General features: G+C 55.9%; 18 protein-coding genes and 1 tRNA gene. 11 read left to right on the top strand and 8 right to left on the bottom strand.

Translation table 11 applies throughout. From position 1 onward, the window contains the following. The first annotated feature begins 105 nt into the window (after positions 1-105). The 5 genes from Poly21_RS04800 (at position 106) to Poly21_RS04785 (ending at position 3,576) form a co-directional block, all read left to right on the top strand. Positions 106-981 carry a nucleotidyltransferase domain-containing protein gene (locus Poly21_RS04800; protein ID WP_146406866.1) on the top strand — a complete coding sequence of 292 codons (876 nt, stop codon included), beginning with the start codon at positions 106-108 and terminating at the stop codon, positions 979-981. Between the two features lie 328 nt (positions 982-1,309). Next, positions 1,310-1,708, top strand: a complete 399-nt coding sequence (locus Poly21_RS04795; RefSeq protein WP_302117590.1) for a hypothetical protein — start codon at positions 1,310-1,312, stop codon at positions 1,706-1,708. Positions 1,709-1,758: 50 nt separating this feature from the next. Continuing rightward, entirely contained in the window at positions 1,759-2,511 is a 753-nt protein-coding gene (locus tag Poly21_RS04790; RefSeq protein ID WP_146405812.1) for a nucleotidyltransferase domain-containing protein, read from the top strand. A 124-nt stretch (positions 2,512-2,635) separates the two neighbouring features. Then, entirely contained in the window at positions 2,636-2,794 is a 159-nt protein-coding gene (locus Poly21_RS27030; protein ID WP_302117589.1) for a hypothetical protein, read from the top strand. Between the two features lie 128 nt (positions 2,795-2,922). Beyond that, complete coding sequence (locus tag Poly21_RS04785) at positions 2,923-3,576, top strand: GTP-binding protein (protein WP_496109471.1); 654 nt, start codon at positions 2,923-2,925, stop codon at positions 3,574-3,576. A gap of 687 nt (positions 3,577-4,263) precedes the next feature. Here the strand turns inward: Poly21_RS04785 and Poly21_RS04780 are convergent. Beyond that, complete coding sequence (locus Poly21_RS04780; RefSeq protein WP_146405811.1) at positions 4,264-4,770, bottom strand: GNAT family N-acetyltransferase; 507 nt, start codon at positions 4,768-4,770, stop codon at positions 4,264-4,266. Then, positions 4,767-5,042, bottom strand: a complete 276-nt coding sequence (locus Poly21_RS04775) for a type II toxin-antitoxin system TacA family antitoxin (RefSeq protein WP_146405810.1) — start codon at positions 5,040-5,042, stop codon at positions 4,767-4,769. Before Poly21_RS04775 ends, Poly21_RS04780 begins: the two co-directional genes overlap by 4 nt. A 192-nt stretch (positions 5,043-5,234) precedes the next feature. Here Poly21_RS04775 and Poly21_RS04770 point away from each other — a divergent pair, with 192 nt between their 5' ends. After that, entirely contained in the window at positions 5,235-6,062 is an 828-nt protein-coding gene (locus Poly21_RS04770) for a recombinase family protein (RefSeq protein ID WP_146405809.1), read from the top strand. A 477-nt stretch (positions 6,063-6,539) separates the two neighbouring features. On the opposite strand, the gene Poly21_RS04765 is transcribed toward Poly21_RS04770, so the two are convergent. Next, a tRNA-Asn gene (locus Poly21_RS04765) sits at positions 6,540-6,612 on the bottom strand. Positions 6,613-7,199: 587 nt separating this feature from the next. Here Poly21_RS04765 and Poly21_RS04760 point away from each other — a divergent pair. Continuing rightward, the gene (locus Poly21_RS04760) at positions 7,200-7,448 is read left to right on the top strand and encodes a carbon storage regulator (protein WP_146405808.1); all 249 of its coding nucleotides are present in this window, start codon (positions 7,200-7,202) and stop codon (positions 7,446-7,448) included. A gap of 567 nt (positions 7,449-8,015) precedes the next feature. Here Poly21_RS04760 and Poly21_RS04755 read toward each other — a convergent pair. Continuing rightward, positions 8,016-10,346 (bottom strand): hypothetical protein, encoded by a 2,331-nt coding sequence (locus Poly21_RS04755; protein WP_146405807.1) that lies wholly within the window; start codon positions 10,344-10,346, stop codon positions 8,016-8,018. 201 nt (positions 10,347-10,547) lie between these two features. Here Poly21_RS04755 and Poly21_RS04750 point away from each other — a divergent pair, with 201 nt between their 5' ends. Then, the gene (locus Poly21_RS04750) at positions 10,548-11,402 is read left to right on the top strand and encodes a hypothetical protein (protein ID WP_146405806.1); all 855 of its coding nucleotides are present in this window, start codon (positions 10,548-10,550) and stop codon (positions 11,400-11,402) included. 103 nt (positions 11,403-11,505) lie between these two features. Here Poly21_RS04750 and Poly21_RS04745 read toward each other — a convergent pair whose 3' ends face one another. Both Poly21_RS04745 and Poly21_RS04740 read right to left on the bottom strand, forming a co-directional pair. Next, positions 11,506-12,696, bottom strand: a complete 1,191-nt coding sequence (locus Poly21_RS04745; RefSeq protein ID WP_146405805.1) for a M20 family metallopeptidase — start codon at positions 12,694-12,696, stop codon at positions 11,506-11,508. 5 nt (positions 12,697-12,701) lie between these two features. Next, positions 12,702-14,021 (bottom strand): DEAD/DEAH box helicase, encoded by a 1,320-nt coding sequence (locus Poly21_RS04740; RefSeq protein ID WP_302117587.1) that lies wholly within the window; start codon positions 14,019-14,021, stop codon positions 12,702-12,704. 930 nt (positions 14,022-14,951) lie between these two features. Between Poly21_RS04740 and rny the strand changes: the two genes are divergently transcribed. From rny to Poly21_RS04725, 3 genes are all read left to right on the top strand, one after another. Next, positions 14,952-16,520 carry a ribonuclease Y gene (gene rny, locus Poly21_RS04735; RefSeq protein ID WP_146406865.1) on the top strand — a complete coding sequence of 523 codons (1,569 nt, stop codon included), beginning with the start codon at positions 14,952-14,954 and terminating at the stop codon, positions 16,518-16,520. 75 nt (positions 16,521-16,595) lie between these two features. After that, positions 16,596-17,591, top strand: coding sequence for a sugar phosphate isomerase/epimerase family protein (locus tag Poly21_RS04730; protein WP_146405803.1), 996 nt, complete (start codon positions 16,596-16,598; stop codon positions 17,589-17,591). 116 nt (positions 17,592-17,707) lie between these two features. Then, entirely contained in the window at positions 17,708-18,997 is a 1,290-nt protein-coding gene (locus Poly21_RS04725; protein WP_146405802.1) for a 6-phosphofructokinase, read from the top strand. A gap of 139 nt (positions 18,998-19,136) precedes the next feature. On the opposite strand, the gene Poly21_RS04720 is transcribed toward Poly21_RS04725, so the two are convergent. Continuing rightward, positions 19,137-20,414 carry a sodium:calcium antiporter gene (locus tag Poly21_RS04720; protein ID WP_146405801.1) on the bottom strand — a complete coding sequence of 426 codons (1,278 nt, stop codon included), beginning with the start codon at positions 20,412-20,414 and terminating at the stop codon, positions 19,137-19,139. A 250-nt stretch (positions 20,415-20,664) separates the two neighbouring features. Next, complete coding sequence (locus tag Poly21_RS04715) at positions 20,665-21,579, bottom strand: dihydrodipicolinate synthase family protein (protein WP_146405800.1); 915 nt, start codon at positions 21,577-21,579, stop codon at positions 20,665-20,667. Between the last annotated feature and the right edge of the window lies 1 nt (position 21,580).

Below are 21,580 nucleotides of genomic sequence, written 5' to 3'. Positions count from 1 at the left end.
ATTGGTAGAGACTTTATTGAAATCGATTTCAACGGAAGAACTTCGGTGACGGAACAATCACTTATCTACAGTGTCGGCACACAGGTGGTCGCTCAGAAAGAAGTCATGGCGGCGGGCGGCCGCATTGCGCACCCGGCGGGCGCTGTCGGTGTCATCGTCCGGTCGCCAGTCGATCGCACCCACGCCTACCGCGTGAAGTTCAGTGACGGGTTCGAGGCTCCGATCCATCACGATCAACTCATTCGGCTGGCGGAGTTCACGTCCAACAGCATTCGCGATAACGATGCGCCGTTGATGAGTTCGGGCTTGTACGATCGCGTGATCTATCGCTGCGTGATCGGATCGCGGGCTTACGGCCTGGAAGACGAAGCGTCGGACACCGATCGCCGTGGAATCTACCTGCCGACGGCCGACCTGCACTGGTCGCTCTTCGGGGTTCCGGAGCAACTGGAAAACGATGAGACGCAAGAGGTTTACTGGGAACTGCAGAAGTTCATTGTGCTCGCGCTGAAGGCGAACCCGAATGTGCTCGAGTGCCTCTATTCCCCAATCGTTGAGTCGGCGACTCCGCTGGGTGAAGAACTGCTCGAGATGCGATCTGCATTCCTCTCGAAGCTCATCTTCCAGACGTTTTCCGGATACGTCGCGTCACAGTTCAAGAAGATGCAAACCGACATCCGCAATCAGGGGCGAGTGAAGTGGAAGCACGTGATGCACTTGATTCGGTTGCTGCTGTCTGGAACCCATGTCTTGCGTTCAGGTGAGATGATGGTGGACGTCGGTCAGTATCGAGACCAATTGCTGATGATCAAACGAGGTGAAATGCCGTTCGCTGAAGCAGACTCATGGCGGAAGGAACTGCAAAGCGATTTTGAGTCTGCTTTCAAAACAACCAAGCTCCCGGACCGTCCCGACTACGAGCGTGCCAACGCATTCCTCGTCGACGCACGCCGGCGAGCGATGGAGGACGAACTCCCGTAGTGGACGAGGCGACGAGTCCACCGGATAATCACTGCTTCGGGACTTTGAGAAGGGGCTCCTCGCTACAATTGGGCGACCAAATCAATAGGGACTCCTCGATCAATAGGGACTCCTCGCGTCGTCCACTACAATTGGGCTACCGATGAAACGCGATCATTTGAAACGCTTACCGAGGCAATACTACCAGGGCGAGGCAATCGTCCATTGGACAATTACTGCTCGGGATCGGAAAGTTGGATGGCTGAGGTCAACTTTCTACTACCGATTCCGTGAACTCCTCACTCATACGATTTTCCGATACGGTTTGGCTTGCCCAATCTTCTGTCTCATGCCCGATCACGTTCACATGATATGGATGGGGCTTTACTCCGGTTGCGACCAAATCAATGCAATGAAGCATTTTCGTCCTCGCTGTAACGAATCGCTCGAAAAGATTGGTTTTGGGCTTCAGGATCAAGCCTATGATCATGTACTGACTGATGAAGAACGCATTGCGGCGAGTTTTCAACGACTTTGCGACTACGTTGCAAGAAATCCAGAACGAGGTGGCATTGTCGATTCTGACCGGTTCGCGGAGTATCGCTTTACGGGATGTATCGTTCCAGGCTATCCGGAGCTGAAGCCGTTCGCGGTGGGCTTTTGGGATCGGTTTGATCGCATTGTTTCACGGTTAAAAAAGCAAGGAATGCAACAATGGAAGACTGACGATAGTGGACGAGGCGAGTAGTCCTTCGATCCTCCCGAACCAGAAAGGGACTCCTCGCGTCGTCCACTACCATGAACCTTCCACAAGAAAAACTCTTTCAGCACGTCGAGTCGCATCCGTACCCGTTGCTTTTCGCGACCATCAGTGGAGCCCATCTTTATGGTTTCCCTTCTCCCGATTCCGACTTTGATCTCCGTGGCGTTCATATGCTGCCGCTGGAGACCGTTGTTGGACTCGATGAAGGTGATCAAACCGTGGAGAAAGAGGGCATCTACGACGGTCTGGAAATCGACTTGGTCACGCACGACGTGGAAAAGTTCTTTCGGTTGATGCTGAAGCGGAATGGGTACGTGCTGGAGCAAATCTTCTCGCCGCTGGTGGTGTTCAGCACTCCCAAGCACGAGGAACTCAAGTCGATCGCCAAGAACTGCATCACGCGTCACCACGCACATCACTATCTCGGATTTGCCGCGACCCAGTGGAAGCTCTTCGCCAAGGAGTCACCGCCGCGCGTCAAGCCACTGCTGTACGTCTATCGCGTGCTGCTGACGGGGATCCACCTGATGCGCACCGGCGAGGTCGAAGCCAACCTGATCACATTGAACGTGTCGGCAAAGCTCCCGTACATCGACGAACTCGTGGACCGCAAGCGTTCTGGACCCGAAAAAGGAATGCTTCAAGCTGCCGACTTGGAATTCCACAAGCGAGAATACGAGCGACTCACCACCGAACTCGAGTCGGCCTACGAAGCCAACAAGCTTCCAGAAATGCCGTCGGCTCGTGATGACTTGAACGATCTTCTCGTACGATTGCGGCTGCAGTGAAATCGTAGAGGATGAGGCGACGAATCCCTTGCGCTAGGACTCGTGGCCTCGTCCACTACGAAATAAAGCGAACCAGTCTCACTCATAAGTGTCTCTGCTTCGGTCCGTCAATTCTGGAAACCCAATGACTGCTTTCACCACAACATCAACATCATCAACGACCGACTCGTCATTCGACGGCGAGGGTGCGTCGTGGTTGAAGATTAAGTTCAAAACGATTCGCAAAGCCCGCTTGGTGATTTACTTGGCGGGCTTTTTTTGTGGATTGCCGGTTCGTGATTGACGGCGTTTCCTGTTTCTTCGTTTCCGTTCATCTGGTGCTCACGCAGGGCAAAAAGGTTGCCGAGGCTGCTCACCTCGCTCGCTGGCGATCGGTGCGAAACGTTTCCTTTACCAAGGAGTTTGCGAGCTATGGTTCAGAACGAAATGACACGAAATGGCAAGGTGTCGGTCAACGTCGGCACGATCGGTCACATCGACCACGGCAAAACGACACTGACTTCGGCCCTGTTGCGTGTACAATCCGAGAAGGGACTGGCCAAGTACAAGTCGTACGAATCGATCGCCAGAGGCGGCATTGTTCGTGACAAGAACAAGACCGTGACCGTGATCGCTTCGCACGTGAAGTACGAAACTGCTGGTCGCAAGTACGCCCACATCGACTGTCCCGGTCACGCCGACTACATCAAGAACATGATCACCGGCGCGGCTCAAATGGACGGCGCTGTGTTGTTGGTGTCTGCGGCTGATGGGCCGATGCCGCAGACTCGCGAGCACTTGTTGCTGTCCCGACAAGTTGGCGTGCCGCACTTGGTCGTGTTCATGAATAAGTGCGACTTGGTTGAAGACGCCGAATTGCTCGAGCTCGTCGAATTGGATTTGCGCGAACTGCTCAACGAGTACGGTTACGACGGCGAACAGACTCCGGTCGTTCGTAGTGAAAGAGGCGGAAGCTGGGTTGGCCCGATCGAACTTTGTCGCCCAAGTTATCGTCGAGGCCGAAATCCTAACGCACGCGGTCGTTGCCTCGGCTTTCGCTGCGTCGGCAAGCCTCTTGCGGACTAGCTCTAGGAACTCACTCCTTCGCCCCAAATCGTCGCTGCAGACCCAGAAAGGTTCGATGAACGCGATATCTCGCGCGGTCTCTCTCGAATCTCTTGGCTGAATTCGGGAGAGGTTTGCGGGGGGGCACCGGCGAGCAGGTTGGGCCAGCGCATCGAAGAGAGATCGGGCGTTAACCCGGTTGGGCTTGTGATACAGAGAGAGTGAGATGTTTTGGCGGTCTCGGCGGGGATTCGAGCGAGATCTTGGGTTTCACGCTTGTCTCGGAGATGCCAGCGTCTGGACGCGCGAGAGGTGGGCGGCCGGGAAGAAGCGGCGTGACACCGCGAAAACTGGGGCCGAAACGAGAAACGCCCGCGGGCTGAATTGGGGCTTGCGGGCGTTAACTGGACGGTACTTCGTTCCGTCGTTTTTCAAAAAAGCTCAAAACCGCCTTGGCTTGTTTCTGGCAGCGGGGTTACCAGCGAAAGCACCGCTCCCGCATCAAAGCAGTGTTAGCAGCGATTAAGGGCAAGGTTAGTTCCATTAAAGCCGCGAGTTAGTTTTTTCGATTCGGTGCGCTTGAGACTTCAACCCGCGATTCATTCTTGCACTATGAATCCAAATGGCGTTGAAGCGTAGACATTTGTACACTTACCAAACGACGAAATCGCAATACTTTGTTCGCCCATGCCCCTAGTGGGGCGGCGTTCAAGATGAATAGAGTTTCTGGACTGTTTCCATCGGCAGGAATAGACGGGACTTCATCTTTGGTAGCGAAATGAAGCCGAATCTCGAATAGAAATCGGCGGCCGGTTTGTCTTTCGCATCAACGACGACAACCGCGGCGGCGATCTCTTTTGCCGATCGTGCGCAGCGAGATAACGCGTCAGCGAGGAGCAATCGCCCAAGTCCTGGATGCCCTACATCGCGGGCTAAACGCCCGATCAAAACTCCGGGTACCTGCGGATAGCGAGGTAAACGCTTAACCGCTTCCTCGGGCAGACCACTCAGTTCTACCGATGTTGCGCAGAGTGTGTAGTAACCGACGACGCGATCGGGTTCCCCTGACGCTGTGAAGACGAACACGGCGGCCACTTTCCGTTTGGCGTCCTGGCTGGCGAATCGCACCAAGTAGTCGTTGAGGGCTTCAACGCCGCAATCAAAGTCTTTGCGATTGTGTTTCTTGGTAAGTCCCTCGCAGACGTATTCGCTCACCGACTTGTCACCTTCTTGCGATGTTCCTTCGCGGCAGCTCGCAGCTCTTTGTTCGGTGACGGTGGTGACAAAAGTGCATCGACAAGCATACGGCTCTGGGTTCGGTCAAGCTGAATCCGCTCGTGCTCTTCAATGACCGCCTTGGCAGCTTGTTCCGCGTTGCCCAGCACAAAATCGGAGACACTCCGGCCAAGATAGGCTGCCGCGCGTTCGATGAGCGCTTTCTGCTTAGTGGAGAGTCGCGTCTCAATGCGGGCGGATTTGGTTTCCATCGCTATTTCCCGAGATCGGATTGTCACAACCACTCAATTGTACGGCAACATGCCGTACAAAGCAAGCCAATTGTTCGAGAGGCAAAAAGGCGATCTACGTCACTCTATGTGATCCGAAACGGCCTCGGCTAAAATACGATTCTCATCATATGCGACACGATTGCATCCAAGCTGCCTCTGGAATCATTTCTCATGCACTCGCCCGCGGTCACGGCCATCTATGCGCGGAAGTCTCGGCCGAACGAAAGCGAGCTTAGTTCCTGCGAGGTGCAAGAAGCCATTTGTCGTGACACGGCAGAGGCATTCAGCTGGGAGATCAAAGAAGTCTTTGTCGATGATGGTGGCTCGAGCGAAACATTGGATCGTCCTGCATTATCTCGACTGATCGAACAGATTGAGCTGGGGGTGATTCGACGTCTGATCGTGGACCGCGCAGATCGATTGTCACGTAATCTTCAGGCGACGGCGCGATTGATGGAACTGTTCGACCGATATGACGTGGATTTGATTGTCGTTACGGATCCGAACTTTGGATTGTCTGCGGCGAGTCGATTGTCCAGTAACATCGTGGCAGCAGCCAGCGAGTTTCAACTCGAGATGACTCGGGAACGCATGGCCGATTCACGAGCGGTGCTGAAGTCGAAAGGCAAACGTGTTGCTGGACCGGCGCCGTTTGGGTACCGCGCCGATCCAAAAACGAAGCAGCTAGTTCAGGATATTGAGGAGGCAGTGATTGTTCGCGAGATTCTTCAATTGGCGGCTGATGGAGCCACACTGAGCTCGATCGCGGCGTTAGCGAACTTGAAGCGTTGGCCGGGCGGAAAGGGCAAGACTGGGAGTTGGATCAGCGGGAGGATCCGCGACTTGCTTAATAATCCGGTGTACGCCGGCGAGATACGTAACGGAGACTCGATGCTGCCCAAGGTCTTCGAACAGATCGTGTACACGCACGACGAAGGCAAGATCCAAATGACGTTTCACCAGGATGCTTTTGATCTACCCGACGGCGAAGTTGGATGACGGCCAGAACGTGGCAATTTCGGCGTGAGATTTGGTCGACAATGAGTTCGCGCGCGAGCCAAGGTTTATCTCGCGCGAGCCAAGGTTAATTAGAGAGAGATCCCCACTGAGGATCGGTTCGCGCGCAGGTGCAAAAGTTCGCGCGCGAACCTCTCTGTCGATTCAAGAGAGGTTTAAGGGCGACTCTTCGACGGGTCCGTTCTGCAGCATCAAAGAGAGATCAGGCGTTAACCCTGGTGGCTCAGTAAAACAGAGAGAATGAGATCTTTCACCGGTATTTGCAGGGGTTCCGGCGTAATCTTGGGTTTCACACCCGCCCGAGAGAAGTTCGATCGCGGACGCGCGAGAACTTGGGAGCGAGGACGAGTATCGCGTCGTGCCGCGAAAACTGGGGCCAAAACGAAGAACGCCCGCGGGCCATTTCTCGGCTCTGCGGGCGTTAACTATACGGTTGAAGTTCCGTAGTTTTTCAAAAAGCTCCCCCGGCAGGACTCGAACCTGCGACAAGGCGGTTAACAGCCGCCTGCTCTACCAACTGAGCTACAGGGGATTGAATCGTGGTGTCGTTGTTTCTTTGAAATCAACTTCACTCACGTGAGGTGGGAATGTTAGCGGGGGCGGCGAGTTGCTTCAAGATGGGTTGAGGCATCTCTGGAGAACATTTTTTAAGTTCGGTCCAGAAAGGCCGGTTCACTGCTTCGATGGCAGGGACGCTGCTATTGGTCACGATAGTTTTCGGACACCATGCGGCCTCTGCTACAGCGGTTTTGCAATTTTTTCAATCCGATTGTCGGATGGGTGACCAAACGTGTCACCGCCCTGGCAGATACTACTTCTGTCGGACGGGAGGAGAAATCTCAGATTCTGCGTCTCATGTTGAGATCAGCTCTCGTTTTGACAGGAAATATTCGTGAATTGTGCAATCAGCGACCATGACCCACAGCCAATCCCGTCGGCTCTGCATTAGCCAAAATTGAGTAATTCTTGGGGAAATGATGCATTTTCTTGCCATCCACCCATGAATTCTCAAAAAAGTTACAGACGAGACGACGTTTGGCCCGGGAAGTGCAACTGTTTTCCATCACGAAGTTTCAAGAACTACCCCTTAGAACAGAAATAATCGAAAGGATTCAAGCCATGTTGGTTCTCAGTCGAAAAGAAGGCGAAAAATTGGTCATCGGCGATAACGTTGTGATCACCGTCAATCGCATTGCGGGAAACCGGGTCGCCATTGGAATCGAAGCTCCTCGCGAAGTCGCCATTGTCCGGGGTGAACTCGCACCGCAAGTTTCAAAATCTGAAAAAGCTGAAGGTGGAACTCCCTCGGCAGTCGCCTCGATGCTCGAGCGTGGAATTGCTGTTGCTGGCCAGATGGATCGTTGCTGAAGCGGAGTCGAGTCCGCATTATCCGGGGCAAGCTTCGAATCCTCGCTAGGCGGGACGTGGTCCCAGGTAGTGTTGTGACGTGGCGCTAACGCTACGAAAAACCATTCCAGCAATTCAGACGGTGAGTGTTTGACTTAATTGGCTGCATTGGGCGGTATCGCTGCCCGAGTATTGCGACAGTCAAGCGACTGCCAGCAAGTCTGAGAATGTCATAAGTGAGAGTCGAATCGAGCCCTCAGCCCGCTCGTTGCGTCGCGATGAATGTGAATGAGTGATTGGACTGGAGGTTTTAGTGAAATTGTCCACCCAAGACGATGTGTCAGCGAGGGATTCGATGGAATCTTTTGCTCATGCATCGTTGGAAATCAGGGCGATGCATTTTCCGAGCTCGGAATCGTGACCTTAGCGGAGGTGTCCAGCGGAAAATTCCCGCGCAGACGCTGTCCGATGTTTGTATTCACAAGGGTGGTGCCTGGGTGACTGCCTCAGTGAAAGGAGGTCCTGCTCTCCCTGTTGCAACCGCGGAGATATCGGTTCAGGACGATGCTCATTCGTTAACGAAACCGCTCAACGTGGGCTGAACGGATCGTCTTCCGAACTTCCGCCACCGAACGGGTCGGGAGTTATCGCCGGCGCCCGCTCTTCGCTGTCGTCGCCAGGCGAAATGCCGTCGGCTGTTCCGGCAGGGAGTAGGTCGGTATCAACGATGAACGCGCGGAGTGGCAGCAGCTCGTCGGGCAGCTGCGGAGGCATCCCCAGCGATGCTGTCCATGTTCGTCGGATTGCCTCGAGTTCTCGCATCCGCAGCTCGGATTTTTCGCGTCGGTGTTCTAAGGCGATCAGGCGATCTTGATACTGAGCGACGACTTCTTTCGGGAGCGACGCGCCGTTGTACCGTCTGGTGAGCTGGGTAGTGACGCGCTCGATTTCTTGAATCAGTTGGCCCCGCAGCGCAAGGAGTGACGCAAGCTGTTCGTTCGTCTGATCAAGTCCCCGCCGTGATTCCAGAATGCCCTGGAGCGACGACTTCAGTTCTGCGCCCCATCTTGAGTCGTTGATCCAGGCCTCGAGCTGGGTCACAGCGATGGCGCCCCACTCTTTCGACTCAGTTGCGCTATGTTGATGCAGCACGGTCCGAGTCTCGGATTCTCCATCTCCGAGCGAGAATCGTTCACGGTTGAATTGGTCAGCCTGTTCGTAGGTAGTACCCTCTTCACTTCCGTGGGCCCACTGAAAGGGTGAGGTGGGTGCGGCAGACTCGAGGACAACAGTGCGGGATTCTCCCGAGCGGTTGAGAAATTCATAGTCCGTCGATCTCTCATGCAGCGTCTCGATCTCGATATCGTGTTGGTCCCGATCCAAGGTGATCGCTTGGACCACAGCTTTTGTACTGGTAGGTTTCACGGTGACGCGGACGCCACCATCGATGGCATAGCCCGCCAGCCTTTTGGATTGGGGACCGAGGGCCGGCAGTACCAGTTCGCCCAAAATGGAGCGCTGGTGGTCACCGGCCAGGACAGTGAGGGGGCCTGATGGCAACAAGGAAGGCGTGTTGTTTTCGATCTCCACGCACAGTAGGGTCGCAGTCGGATGATAGGTCTCGCGATACACCGAGACGTCCGCGATCGAAATTGGCGAGACCACCGTGTCAAGCAGAGCCGTTTCGCCGCTGGGCAAATCAACGCCTTCGAAATTCAGTGCGAGCGTACTGCCTGCTGGCGCATCTTGAGTTTGGGCGAGAGCATGATTCATGGCGGCGGTGGGATCGAGCCCCGTTTCGTCACGTTTGGTCTGGGTGCGGCGTGGCGGGCCGCCGCCGAAAGCGCCACCTCCTCCCATCCCGCCTCCAAAACCACCTCCGAAGCCTCCCATACCCATCATCATCTCGCTTTCCATGAAGGCGGCATCTGCGGCGTCATTGCCCTCACCGTCCATATCGGGGGATACCAGCAGATCGCGATTCTCGGCACTATCATCGCGGCTGAGCGATTCGTTGAACGAGGGTGCCATGGCGACGTGACCTTCGGGCCGATCGAGGCGGGAAAATCTTGCGCGGGCGACCGAGTGCATATCCATAGCGAACAGCACGGGATTGCCATCGACCAGGCGCAGGTCAACGTCTGACCAATCGGTTCCCGAGGTATTATCAACGATACTCCGATGGATCAACTTGTCGTCCTCAATTCGATAGCCGATCTTCCATCTGGGCACGCGTCGCATCACACCCACAGTGACCTGGCGTTTTTCACCCTTCGGGAATACGAACTCGATTTGACTGGTGGGTAGTTCGTGGGTGCGGGCGACGCTAGAGAGAGCCGCTTCTAAGCGTGCTTGGAAGGCCGCATCTGTAGAGCGAATCGCGGTTGTATCTTCGACGAGTAACTTTTGGAGCCCCTCGCTGGTGAGCACTGTCATGTACTCGCGATCCTCGCTCACATCGTCCACGCGGTCTGTTCTCTGTTCGATTGCGACGAGGCGTCCTGGGATGCTCTTACCATCTCGCATCTCGGCAACGATGGGTTGGCCTTTCATCGACAACAGCAAATTTCCGAGCGTCCGCGTATCGGGCGCGAGCGGGGTCGGCTGGATTGGGTCGTTGGCGGCCGCCAGACGAATTTCGCCCGCCCCGGCTGGGTCGATTAGTCTTGAGACGCGAATCGCTTCATCGACTTCGAAGGTCCCCACATCGACGGCAAATTTCCCGGATCCCTCGATGGTGCCCGAGTATTCAAACCAGCCCTTGCCAGCTGCGTGCAACGTCACCGAAGTTAGATTCAGCTGGACGCTGCCCGCTTCAGCGTGTGCGTTGTCTAATACTGCGGCAGGGACATTGGGTTCGTCAGCCCTCAGCACAGGGAGCAGCAACAGCGCAAACAAGGAGAAGCAGATGCGATTCATTGAAATTTTCCAGCAACTCAGGTGAGCGGATGAGAGCCTCTCATTGTAATCGAATCATTTTTTGCTCGTCGGCAATACGTCGTCGGCAATGCGTCGCCGGAGGAAGACCGTCAGTGCGTGCCGATAGCGGGCGAGTTAGACTGGCGTGGAATCGTCCTCATATCGACCTTCGTCCAATCAGCTGAAATTGGTTATCGATCGATGAAATTGAACTTTCCCCTCAGGGGCCCATCGCCGCTTGTCGCATCGCTATTTTTTAGTCTGCTGGTCACTCTGCAGTGCCACGGGCAACCTCAGGACGTGCCGTCACCGACGCTTGAGATTCCCATCTTGGATACGGTTGTCGAATCGTGGCCGGTCGACGCCATGATGACACGGGCACAGGAGCGAGCGATTTGGGAAGCCCTTTGTCAGCCCTACGCACCCACCGCGATTAAGATTCCGCTGGATGACTGGGTCGCTTCCGTTAGATCGATCTGTCCGATGGAGATCGACACGATCGCATTAGAAGGAATTGGTCTTACGACCGACCATCCAATCAGTTTTCGTGTCGACACGCCGCCGCAGACTTTGTTGGTACACCTTTCGTCGGCACTTGAGGATCTCGATTGCGTCGTCGAAGTTCGCCATGGCGTGGTGCGGATCACGACGAAGGATACCGCCGACAACAGGCTCCCTGTGCGGATCTACGACGTGTCATCGCTGACAGGAGACGGCGACGTGCGCGAGAAATTAATCGCGACAAAGTTTTTGAGTCACACGATTCAAACCGTCATCGAACCCGACGATTGGGAAGTATTGGGAGGAGTTTCGGTAATCCAACTGTTCCCGATGAAGGACAAGCAACTTCTGTGCGTTGCGACCCGGACCCAGACACATTGGCGGTTGCAGGCGTTCCTCGACCAACTGCAGCGGGCCGGGGGAGAATCGCCAGTACAGCAGTCGACCTTGCCGCAGCTGTCGACAACGCCACCACTGAAATTTCAACCGAAAGTGGAACCTCGGAAGTCAACGTCGAAACCTGGGGCAGAGCTGCCGCGATTTCGTCCGCAGTGAGTGTTCAGCCGAGCGAGGCCCGGGTATCAGCTTTAATCGTCACTCGGGAGCATTTTCTCGGGTGGGCCGATCGGTACCGGACAAGACGATGGCCCCTTCTACGTCAGACGCACCAATGGCGGATGGCGGACTCGTAGAGCTGCACACCTTTTTCGAGTTGATCGACTTCGATGAATTCGTTAACCGTGTGTGCTTGGGCAATCTCGCCGGGGCCGCACACCATGCGTTGAGTGAGCCCGTTGAGGACGCAGGCATCCGTGGCATAGCAGACCGCTTCCGAGCGATTTTCACCGATGAAGGGTTTTGCCAACTCGCAGAGGTCACGAACGCACGCGGCATCGGCGGGAGTCTGCATCGGCTCACCACCAGGAAAGAGCTGGAACGTTAGCCCCAGTTCGACAGCCCGCTGCTGGACCTGCGCCAGCAGCTCGCTGCCATCCACACCCGGCATCGTGCGGAAACTCACCCATGCCGCGCAGTGATCGGGAACGATATTGAGTGCATCCATTCCATCGCTGACACCGAAATTCCAAGTGAGGGTCGGTGGGTCGAACATGCCATTTCGTAAGACAAGGTCCGTCTGGCAACGCTCGTTGATCTCCAAGAGAGTTTGCAGCATCGGAACCATAGCCACATTGGCATTGACGCCGGTATTGGTACTGCTATGCGCTGCTCGGCCTGCTGAGACTACGCGAAACCCAACGATACCTTTGTGGGCATGGATGACACGCAGCCCCGTGGGTTCTCCGATGATGCAGGGCGGATCGGCAGCGGCAATTTGCCCATAGCAGGCAGAATGCTCGGTGAGATGCCGTGCGCCTTCGAATCCGACTTCTTCGTCAGCAGTGCAGACGAACCAGAGGGGACTGGTTTGTAACGCCGGATCGACTTGGCTGACCGAAGTAAGCATCGCCGCCAGTGAGCCTTTCATGTCGCAGGCTCCACGACCGTAGATACGTGTTCCCTCAACCGTCGCAATAAACGGATTGTGGCCCGGTCCGGTCCATCGATCCGCGGGGACGGTGTCGGTATGGCAGAAGTAAGCTAAACCGCTCCGCTTATCGGCCCTATGCCGCCCGCTATCGCCAACGCCCGACGCATTCATCTCCGGACCTCGCCGAGCGACGAGGTTACATTTGAGCACACCACGAGAATCCCGATAGCTTGTCCGCTCAACATCGAAATCGAGTTCTTGCAGCCATGCGGCAACGAGGTCAGAGATGCCTTCATTGCTACGGCTGCTGACGGTATCGAACGCAATGAGTTGCGAAAGGTAATCAGAAACGCGTGTCATGGTCCTCACACCGAGGCGTGTCGGCCTGGCTTTTTGTTTCGTGGGAAGGAGCTTTTCCCGCCACCACCGCTGTTCGAACCACGCCGTGATTGGCCGCCACTGGCGCGACCACCACCAGCCGGTCGGCTGCCTCGCGACCGACCGCCACCACCACCACCTTGGCCGCGTCCTTTGGGAGCATTCGAAGCCGGTTCGAAACGCTCCTCAGGATTTTCAACTTTGAGTTTTTGGCCAATCAAGCTTTCGATTGCACTGAGCTCGCCTCGCTCGTCGCCGGTGCAGAACGAAATGGCAATTCCATCCGCACCCGCGCGGCCGGTACGGCCGATGCGGTGAACATAGCTCTCCGGTTCAACGGGCATGTCGTAGTTGATCACATGGCTAACGCCATCGATATCGATGCCCCGAGCGGCGACGTCGGTCGCAACAAGTACGTTGATGCGATCATTACGAAACGCATCGAGCGCTTTTTGACGAGCGTTCTGTGTTTTATTGCCGTGAATCGCAACCGCTTGGATACCGCTTTTGTCGAGTTTCTTCACCAATGAGTTCGCACCATGTTTGGTGCGTGTGAACACGATCGAACGAGTCACGTCCTTCCCGAGCAATAGTTCCGTCAACGACGAGACCTTGTTGTCACGGCGGACGATTCGCAATCGCTGTTCGATCAGTTCGACGCTCGTCTTCTTGGGAGTCACGTTGATCGATACCGGATTGAACAACAAGCTATTGGCAAGTTCACGAATCTTCGGAGCGAGCGTCGCGGAGAAAAACATTGACTGGCGTTGCTGGGGAAGTGCCGCGATGATCTTCTTCAGGGCGGGCAGGAACCCCATGTCGAGCATCCGATCAGCCTCGTCGAGCACAAAAATTTGCACGTCACGAAGGTTGATATGCCCTTGATCCATGAGGTCGATCAGTCGTCCGGGTGTCGCGATCAGCACGTCAACGCCCTTTCGCATCGAATTCACCTGACCGGTTTGCCCCACGCCACCGTAGACAAGCGCGGAGTGGAATTTCATATGTTTGCCGTACACGCGGAAACTGTCGCCGATCTGAATCGCCAGTTCGCGAGTCGGTGCGAGGACGAGTGTGGTCGGGCGGTTGGGTGCAGCACGAGGTTTCTCGTGACCGAGAAAATCGAGGATCGGCAGTGCGAAGGCGGCAGTTTTACCGGTACCCGTTTGTGCACATCCGAGAATATCTTGGCCCGCCACGCCTGCGGGGATGGCCTGCGCCTGGATCGGGGTCGGTGTAACGTATTCTTGTTCTGCGAGGGCGCGTTTGAGGGGAGCGAATAGGTCGATTGATTCGAAAGTCTTCAAGAGTGTTTCTTTTTCAAATTTGAGTGAATCACTCGCGGGATGCATGTCTAGACGGGCAGCCTAAGAATGGCTGCGGAGATAAAACGTTCCAACACGAACTGCGAGCGAGAGCGGATGGACGCTTAGTTGACGAACAAACGCTCAAGGGGGAGCTGTAGGAAAGTCGCCAACGCGAAATTCCGGAAACCTCGGACTAACAAGAAGAGTCACGAAGTCATTTGCGTTCATTTCCATAAACGCGGAGCAGCTTTCCTGGGTCGGTCGACAGGACCGAGTCGGTTGGCAGCGGTTGGTAAACGGTTCGTTTACCGATAGACGAGCAGCAGAGACCTTGGCTCTACACCGTGTTCTCGTCGGTCGATCAAATGCGGTTGCATTTCTTGTTGCCGATCGACCCTTGGCAATGGACCGCCAATCCGTTTGGCAGTTCTCTGAGAACAAACCATACATCGCCGCAGCGGAACCGCCAAGCCCAAACTGTGAAAATGTCCCAGTACGCTCTGCCGGAGAGCGTCCAGAGGCCTTGCGCGGAATGTTCGGACCATGTGGATCGAAGGGGCGGACGCGAAGCGATTCGTTTGAAAACGATGCTGGACAGGATCATCACCCCCCGCGCAGGACGCCTGCGGCACTGGTATGCTATCGGACCAGACGCGCGACCATTCGCGTCTCTTATCCATCAAAATTCCCCACTCAATAACTCCCGCTCGTCTACCGCATCGATCCCCCGGTGCGTTCGACGAATCACGTTCGCTTTTTGCTCGAATAAGTTCCCGATCATGTGGCCCACAATCTGGTCCTACTTCCTGACATCTCTATTTCGCAGCAGCCCGTGGGTTGCAGCGAGATATGCCTGTGGAGTCCTTCACAGCGTCGGCATGCAACGAATCAAGCGAAGCGTCGATGAAAGCAGGCGGATCGCAAATCAATATGAATCCCGAAATCGCTACCACGATTCTCTACTGTCTCGTCTGTTTCTTCCTTGGCATCGCCGTTGTGCTGGGCTGGGTACGGCGGCAGGCCATCAAACGCGACGAACGTTTACGCAGCGAAGCCGCAGCGCTGCTTTCCGCAGCCCAACGTGACGCCGAAACCAGCGCAGCGAAAGTCGTCCTCGAAGCGCGTGAAAACGCAATTTCTATCAAGCTCGCAACCGAGCGTGAGGTCGCGCTGCTGAAGGAAAAGGAGGCGGCAAGAGACCGCAAACTGGACATCCGTGAGGACCAACTTGCGGCCAACCAGGAGACCCTTCAGAAAGCGCAGCGTGGGCTCGAGAATAGTCAAACGCGATTGGCTGCGCAGATGCGCGAGCTGACCGAACAACGCGCTGAGTTGGACCGACTCGTTCAAGAAGGTCAACGCACGCTGGAGCAGATCAGCGGCATGACGGAGGAACAAGCAGCGGCGAAGTTGATTGAATCGGTGCACGTCGATCTTGAGCACGAGATTGGGGCCGCCGTGCTGAAGCAACAGCGTGAGCTTTCCCGCCGAGTAGACGACCAGGCCCGCGAGATGTTGTTGACGGCGATGCAGCGTTACGCGTCTCCGCATACCGCCGATACGACGACGAGCACCGTTGGGGTGCCGAGTGATGACATGAAGGGCCGCATCATCGGCCGAGATGGTCGAAACATTCGCGCCTTCGAAGCAGCGACGGGCATGGACCTGATCATCGACGATACGCCCGGAGTCGTCGTGGTCAGTGGCTTTGATCCGGTGCGCCGTGAGATTGCTCGTCTGTCATTGGAGAAGCTGATTGCCGATGGTCGCATTCATCCTTCGAAGATCGAGGAGATGGTTGAACAGACGACGCAGGAGATCAAAACGTTCATTATCAAGAAGGGCCAGGAGGCTGCGAGCGAAGTCAATGTTTCCGGTCTGCACGACCGAGTAATCGAGATGCTCGGACGGTTGCATTTTCGGACTTCGTACAGCCAGAACGTGCTGCGGCACAGCGTCGAAGTTGCGTTTCTGTCGGGAATGATGGCGGAGATGATTGACATGGACGGAGACCTTGCCCGCCGCGCGGGACTGCTGCATGATATCGGCAAGGCAGCTGACCACGAACTCGAAGGTGGGCATCCAAAGATTGGCGGCGATCTCTTGCAACGACACAAAGAGTGCCAAGAGGTCGTCCATGCTGCTCGAGGTCACCACGACGAAGTTGTCACTGAGCACCCTTACACGATGCTCGTGGCAACCGCCGACGCCTGCAGCGCCAGTCGCCCGGGGGCCCGGCGAGAATCGCTCGAGCGTTACGTCAAGCGAATGGAGGAACTCGAGTCGATTGCCCACCGCTTCGATGGCGTTCAACAGGCCTACGCGATCTCCGCGGGACGTGAGGTCCGTGTGATCGTCAGCAGTGGCAAAATCAGCGATGAGTCCGCTGCGACGATCTGTCGTGACATTGCCCTCTGCTTCGAAAAAGAGCTCACCTATCCTGGTGAGATTAAAGTCACGGTCGTTCGCGAGGCGAGATTCACAAGTACGGCGAAGTAGCTACGCTCGCGACGGAGACTGTCGCGAGATTCGAATTCAAAACGCAGAATTTAAGTACGCAAACAGGTAGCAAAAATGGCAGAAATGAAAATTGGTGTGCGGGTGGATGCGTTGGGCGAGCAGACCCCCTCGGCGGCATCCCTGCGACGTACGTTGGGTTGGGTGGCCGCAACGGGCGCGACGAGTGTCGAGTTGTGCGGAAGACAATTACTCGACGTTTCCGAGATATCCGACACTGCCGTACGCACGGTGCGAAAGATACTCGATGACCTGAATCTGAAAGTTGCCTCGATCCGACTGCCGACCCGGTTTGGATTCGATTACTTGCCGAACTTGGACCGCCGGGTCGACGCCACGAAAGATGCGATGCGTGCCGCCTATCGACTTGGTGCCCCTTTGGTTGTCAACCAGATTGGCCCTGTCCCCACTCCACCAGCATCGCGGCGTGGCGCAGGGACGCCAGCGAAAACGACAGGGGCGTTCGGATCAACCGTCATCAGTTCTGCGATGCCGCCCGAGGGATTGAGCGTCGCCGAAGCCCAGGCCTGGGTCGCCGGTGCATCGTCGCACGGCAACATATCCGCAGGCAGTCATGCCGGATCCGCCGATGGCGGTGGTGAGCAGGTTGACCCACGCTGGAACACCATGCGTGAAGTGCTCGACGACCTGGGACGGTTCGGTGCGCGAGTGGGTGCATTTTTCGCCGCAGAAACGGGGACTGAGCCTGGGGCGCATTTAGCCAGTTTGATTGATATGAGTGCCGAATCGTATATTGCCGTAGCGCTCAATCCCGGGCAATTGATTATCAACCGGCATAGCGTCAGTGACGCCGTTGCGGCCCTCGGCGATCGGATTCGTATTGTGAACGCGGTCGACGGCGTGCTCGATCTCTCCGCTGGGCGGGGAATTGCAGTTCCGGTCGGTCAGGGGACAACCGATTTTCCTTCGCTGCTCGGCCAACTGGAGGATATTCCCTATCGAGGCCCGTTCATTGTGGGGAGGTCTGAGATGCCTGTGGCAACCGCAAAGCAGGAAATCGCGGCGAGCGTCGAGTACTTCCGCAACATGTAGTTCGCAAAATCAGATATCTTGGCGAGCGACCGTAAATCCTTAGAATCTGGTCCGTTCCCCAGAACATGAGACATCGCAGTCCCCAATCTTTCTCCCCTAACCACAAGCGTGACGCCGTGCCTGAGCTGGCCCATCACAATCTCGACATCAAACGCGTCGCCATCCTGTTCGCGGGAGGTCCGGCGCCGGCAGCTAATGCGGTTATCAGTACCGCTGCCTTTTCGTTTCTCGAGGAAGGCGCTCAAGTGTTTGGGATCAAACACGGCTATAGTCGCTTGGCGGAATACACCGCGGCAGGTCCACTGTGTGAAGGCGAAGATTACATTCGATTCTCGCACGACACGCTGATCAATGCTCGCAGCAGCCGCGGTATCATGATCGGGACTGCACGCACCAATCCGGGCAAACATGTCAGCAGCCCTGAACACTTGAAAGACCCCGAGCTGGTCGCGCCGCTACGGCGGGTCTATGAAGGACTTTGCTCGCTCGAGATCGATGCGTTGATTTCCATTGGCGGAGACGACACGCTCAAGACTGCAAACAAACTGAAAATGTTTCAGGACAATTTGCCAGGTGATGCGAGGCGATTCCCTGTGGTCCACCTGCCCAAGACGATCGACAACGACTACTCCGGGATCGACTTTACGTTTGGGTTCTTCACCGCCGTCGAAACACTCGCCGAAGAGATTCGCAATCTTAACTTTGATGCGGCGGCGGGACGAGCCTATTTCTTGTGCGAAGCCATGGGACGCAGCGCGGGATGGTTGGCGTATGGAGCGGCGATTGCTGGTGAAGCGAGCATGGTGCTCAGCGTCGAGGACATCACGGGCGCCCTCGCTGATGAGGAAGTCGTGAATGCCGAAACCGGGGCCACTCGCAAGGTCATGGCGCTAGAGCGAGTCATTGACCGTATGGTTGACATGATGCTGGCCCGCGAACGCGATGGGCGTCCCTACGGAACGATTGTGATTGCCGAAGGAATGGCCGAGTTCCTGCCGGCAAAATATCTCGAAGGGGTTAGTCGAGATGACCACGGCCACATCAACATTTCATCGATCAATCTCTCGGCGTTAATCTCACGCTTAATTGGTGAGCGATACACCGAACGCACTGGCAAGTACCGCAAGGTCAACGGGTTGCAGATGGGATACGAAGCACGATGTGCACCGCCGCAAGCCTACGACGTGTTGCTCGGTTCCCAGCTGGGTGTGGGAGCGTACCGGGCTCTCGTCGAGGAAAAACTCAATGGGGTGATGGTGTCGGTGGCCGGACAGTTCGACTTGCACTTCGTGCCCTTCGATGACCTCGTCGATCCGCAAACTCTGGTGACGAAAGTGCGTTTTATCGAGCAAAACTCCGACTTCCACCGCTTGGCACGGTTCTTGGAAACGTGCGTGGACAACTAGACTGAGGCACCTGGCTGGCCAAGTGCGCAGGCCCGCACTCGTTGCATCTGCGAACGCCGGTATCGAACCCTCTGCGGGTGAGTTGTCAAAGCGGCCAGCCGAACTGATTCTATCTTGCGGCAGCGGTGATTGGGTGGCATCATCCAAGGGCTGGCAAGGCGTGCAGCAGTCCTTGCAGGTATGCGGAAAGCGATTCAGCAGCAGCATAGCCTTCGCTGCGGCCGACGATATAGAGCACGAATGTGATGTAAATCGCCAGCAATAGGATCGCTTTGCCGCGACCCATTTCGACGTACGACACACCCTCTGGGGTACGACCGCGTCGACCGAGGTAGTAGATAAAGAAACTGATGATCGTCAGCGCCAGCAGCAATAAACGCAACTCGCCACTTTCGGCGGCAATGTCCGCCGACATTTCAATCGGTCCGTGGACTAAGGTGAAGAGAAACAACGGGAAGCCGAGGGCAAAACAGATGTCGAAGATATTGCTGCCCAGTGCGTTGGCGACCGCATCGTCGTAGTCGCCCCCGCGCGCGTCGCGTATCGACATCACCAAGTCTGGCACGCTGGTAGCCATCGACGCGAAAATAACAGCGACAAACATCGGCGGCATGCCCAGGCCCGTCAGCTCGGTGCCAAACAGCGTGTAGTGAGGGGACTCGGCGTTTCCCGTGCCCAACCATTGGCAAGCCTCGACAAGCAACCAGCAGGCAGCGCCGATGATTGCCGTGGATGTTAGTAGCAATGGCCAGCCGTTCCAGGTTCCCTTTGCAATCTGCTCTTGCTGTTTGCCGCGCACAAACATGTTCTCGAGATCCAACAAGGGACCGAGCGATAGCCAGTAGAACAAGTTCGCTGAATATCCGCGTCGCTCCTCATCCCCCTCTTCTTCCACACGCTCTGGTTCGATGTCGGTCTCCTCTGCTTGCTTCATGGACAACAGCATGAAAGCAAAGTACGTCAGGTAGAGACCGATCAATACCAGCCCCTGCCACCAGTGAAGTTGTTCCCCATTGATCAGCAGGATCAGCACGAACTCACAGAAAATCAGAGACAACCCGTCGCGCAGTAACACTTTTGTGGAGACGTGAACTGAGGTGACTCGGATTCCCAAGATAACCGATCCAATCACAGTCAGAATGCACGCTGCTGGAATGATCATACCGTTGAACATGGCACTGCCCGCGGTAGTGCCGATGCCGATCGCAAATCCGTCTCGGTCGGACAGTACGAACAGGGCAATCAACGTCGTGCATAGTTCGGGCACAGAACTCGAAATCGCGTTGATGGTGCCGCCCCGCACCCCCTCGGACATATTGCGGCCGATATACTTCGACGCCACCTCGAATCCATCACAGGCTCGCCAGATCAACAGGCATGTGAATGAAATCAAGATCAGCGGAATTAGAATGCCCATGGAAGCCCAAAACGTGACGGATGCAACTGCACGAACTTGTCGTGAGCCGACAAGTTACCAGCCTGCTGGTAGCTGTCAATTCAGCCCCCATAACTCTGTTAGCCTTGGGGCTCGGTGCACTCGCGATTGTTGGAACGCTCCGTCGTAGCGACTGCGCATCGTTCCGCAGTCCAGCATGCTGATTGAGCGATTGGCACCCCCGCTACGTGATCGCTCGGGAGGTTGCTCCCGAGCGACGCCTCCGATGCAGCTATTTGCTGGCTGGATAGAGTGACTTGGCGGCCTGCTCAACGAGTTTCGATTCGGAATCGCTGATTCCACTGAGCAGCGGTAGGATTGGGCCAGTCTTTGCGATACCGGCGAAACCGACCGCTTCATGGAGAACGCGAATGGGATTGATACTGTTTCGCAGATCCTCCAGCTCACAAAATTGCTGGCGGATCTCTTCCGCTTCGTCGTACCGTTCCGCTTGAATTGCATGCAGCATCCGCATGCTCAGTGCGGGGGTGATGCAGATACATCCAGAGGTAAATCCGGTGAGACCGAAATCTCGCATGTGAATGATCGCGGGTTGTTCGCCAATTCCGCTGACAATCAACTCGGGACCAACAGCGTCGATGATCTCTCGCAGATAAGGATCATCCTCGGTATTATCGCGGACGACGGCATACTTGATCGCTGAGACCAGACCATCGTCGACCAGGCCGCGAACTTGCTCAGGTTCCATGTAACGGTCGTGTTTGAGATACAAGACGACCGGTTTCCCGAAGGCTTCGGCAAACTTACGAGTTCCCGTCGTGATGCCGCTTGTGGTGGCAATGGCTTCTTGGGGCAGAACCATGACGGTGGGATAGTCAAAATCTCGCAGAATCGTCGCTTGATCCATCATCATGCCATAGGACGGGCCGACCGAGGGAATCACGGTCGTCGTGTCACTCGAAACATCTGCCAGCATCCCTAGCAGGTCCGCGTACTCGCTCAACGCGATGTGGTAGAGAACTGCATTGCCTCCATACAGCAGAGTGGTGACTCCTCCCTGCTCGAGATACTGGACCATTCTTTGGTTCTCAGCTCGATCAATTGCAAGATTGCTGTCACGTGCTAAAGGGGGCACGGCAATGACGGAACTCGCCAAGAGTTCTGGGGTAATAGGTTGGGTGTTCATA

It is taken from the genome of Allorhodopirellula heiligendammensis (assembly GCF_007860105.1).
Classification (GTDB): Bacteria; Planctomycetota; Planctomycetia; order Pirellulales; family Pirellulaceae; genus Rhodopirellula; species Rhodopirellula heiligendammensis.
This window is presented reverse-complemented; position numbering and strand designations above follow the sequence as displayed.

What these genes read in the sequence shown, in the direction of transcription:
- Poly21_RS04800 (WP_146406866.1), top strand. Translation starts at nt 106, where the DNA reads ATGGCGGCGGGCGGCCGCATTGCGCACCCGGCGGGCGCTGTCGGTGTC.
- Poly21_RS04795 (WP_302117590.1), top strand. Translation starts at nt 1,310, where the DNA reads ATGCCCGATCACGTTCACATGATATGGATGGGGCTTTACTCCGGTTGC.
- Poly21_RS04790 (WP_146405812.1), top strand. Translation starts at nt 1,759, where the DNA reads ATGAACCTTCCACAAGAAAAACTCTTTCAGCACGTCGAGTCGCATCCG.
- Poly21_RS27030 (WP_302117589.1), top strand. Translation starts at nt 2,636, where the DNA reads ATGACTGCTTTCACCACAACATCAACATCATCAACGACCGACTCGTCA.
- Poly21_RS04785 (WP_496109471.1), top strand. Translation starts at nt 2,923, where the DNA reads ATGGTTCAGAACGAAATGACACGAAATGGCAAGGTGTCGGTCAACGTC.
- Poly21_RS04775 (WP_146405810.1), bottom strand. Translation starts at nt 5,042, where the DNA reads ATGGAAACCAAATCCGCCCGCATTGAGACGCGACTCTCCACTAAGCAG.
- Poly21_RS04770 (WP_146405809.1), top strand. Translation starts at nt 5,235, where the DNA reads ATGCACTCGCCCGCGGTCACGGCCATCTATGCGCGGAAGTCTCGGCCG.
- Poly21_RS04760 (WP_146405808.1), top strand. Translation starts at nt 7,200, where the DNA reads ATGTTGGTTCTCAGTCGAAAAGAAGGCGAAAAATTGGTCATCGGCGAT.
- Poly21_RS04755 (WP_146405807.1), bottom strand. Translation starts at nt 10,346, where the DNA reads ATGAATCGCATCTGCTTCTCCTTGTTTGCGCTGTTGCTGCTCCCTGTG.
- Poly21_RS04750 (WP_146405806.1), top strand. Translation starts at nt 10,548, where the DNA reads ATGAAATTGAACTTTCCCCTCAGGGGCCCATCGCCGCTTGTCGCATCG.
- Poly21_RS04745 (WP_146405805.1), bottom strand. Translation starts at nt 12,696, where the DNA reads ATGACACGCGTTTCTGATTACCTTTCGCAACTCATTGCGTTCGATACC.
- rny (WP_146406865.1), top strand. Translation starts at nt 14,952, where the DNA reads ATGAATCCCGAAATCGCTACCACGATTCTCTACTGTCTCGTCTGTTTC.
- Poly21_RS04730 (WP_146405803.1), top strand. Translation starts at nt 16,596, where the DNA reads ATGGCAGAAATGAAAATTGGTGTGCGGGTGGATGCGTTGGGCGAGCAG.
- Poly21_RS04720 (WP_146405801.1), bottom strand. Translation starts at nt 20,414, where the DNA reads ATGGGCATTCTAATTCCGCTGATCTTGATTTCATTCACATGCCTGTTG.
- Poly21_RS04715 (WP_146405800.1), bottom strand. Translation starts at nt 21,579, where the DNA reads ATGAACACCCAACCTATTACCCCAGAACTCTTGGCGAGTTCCGTCATT.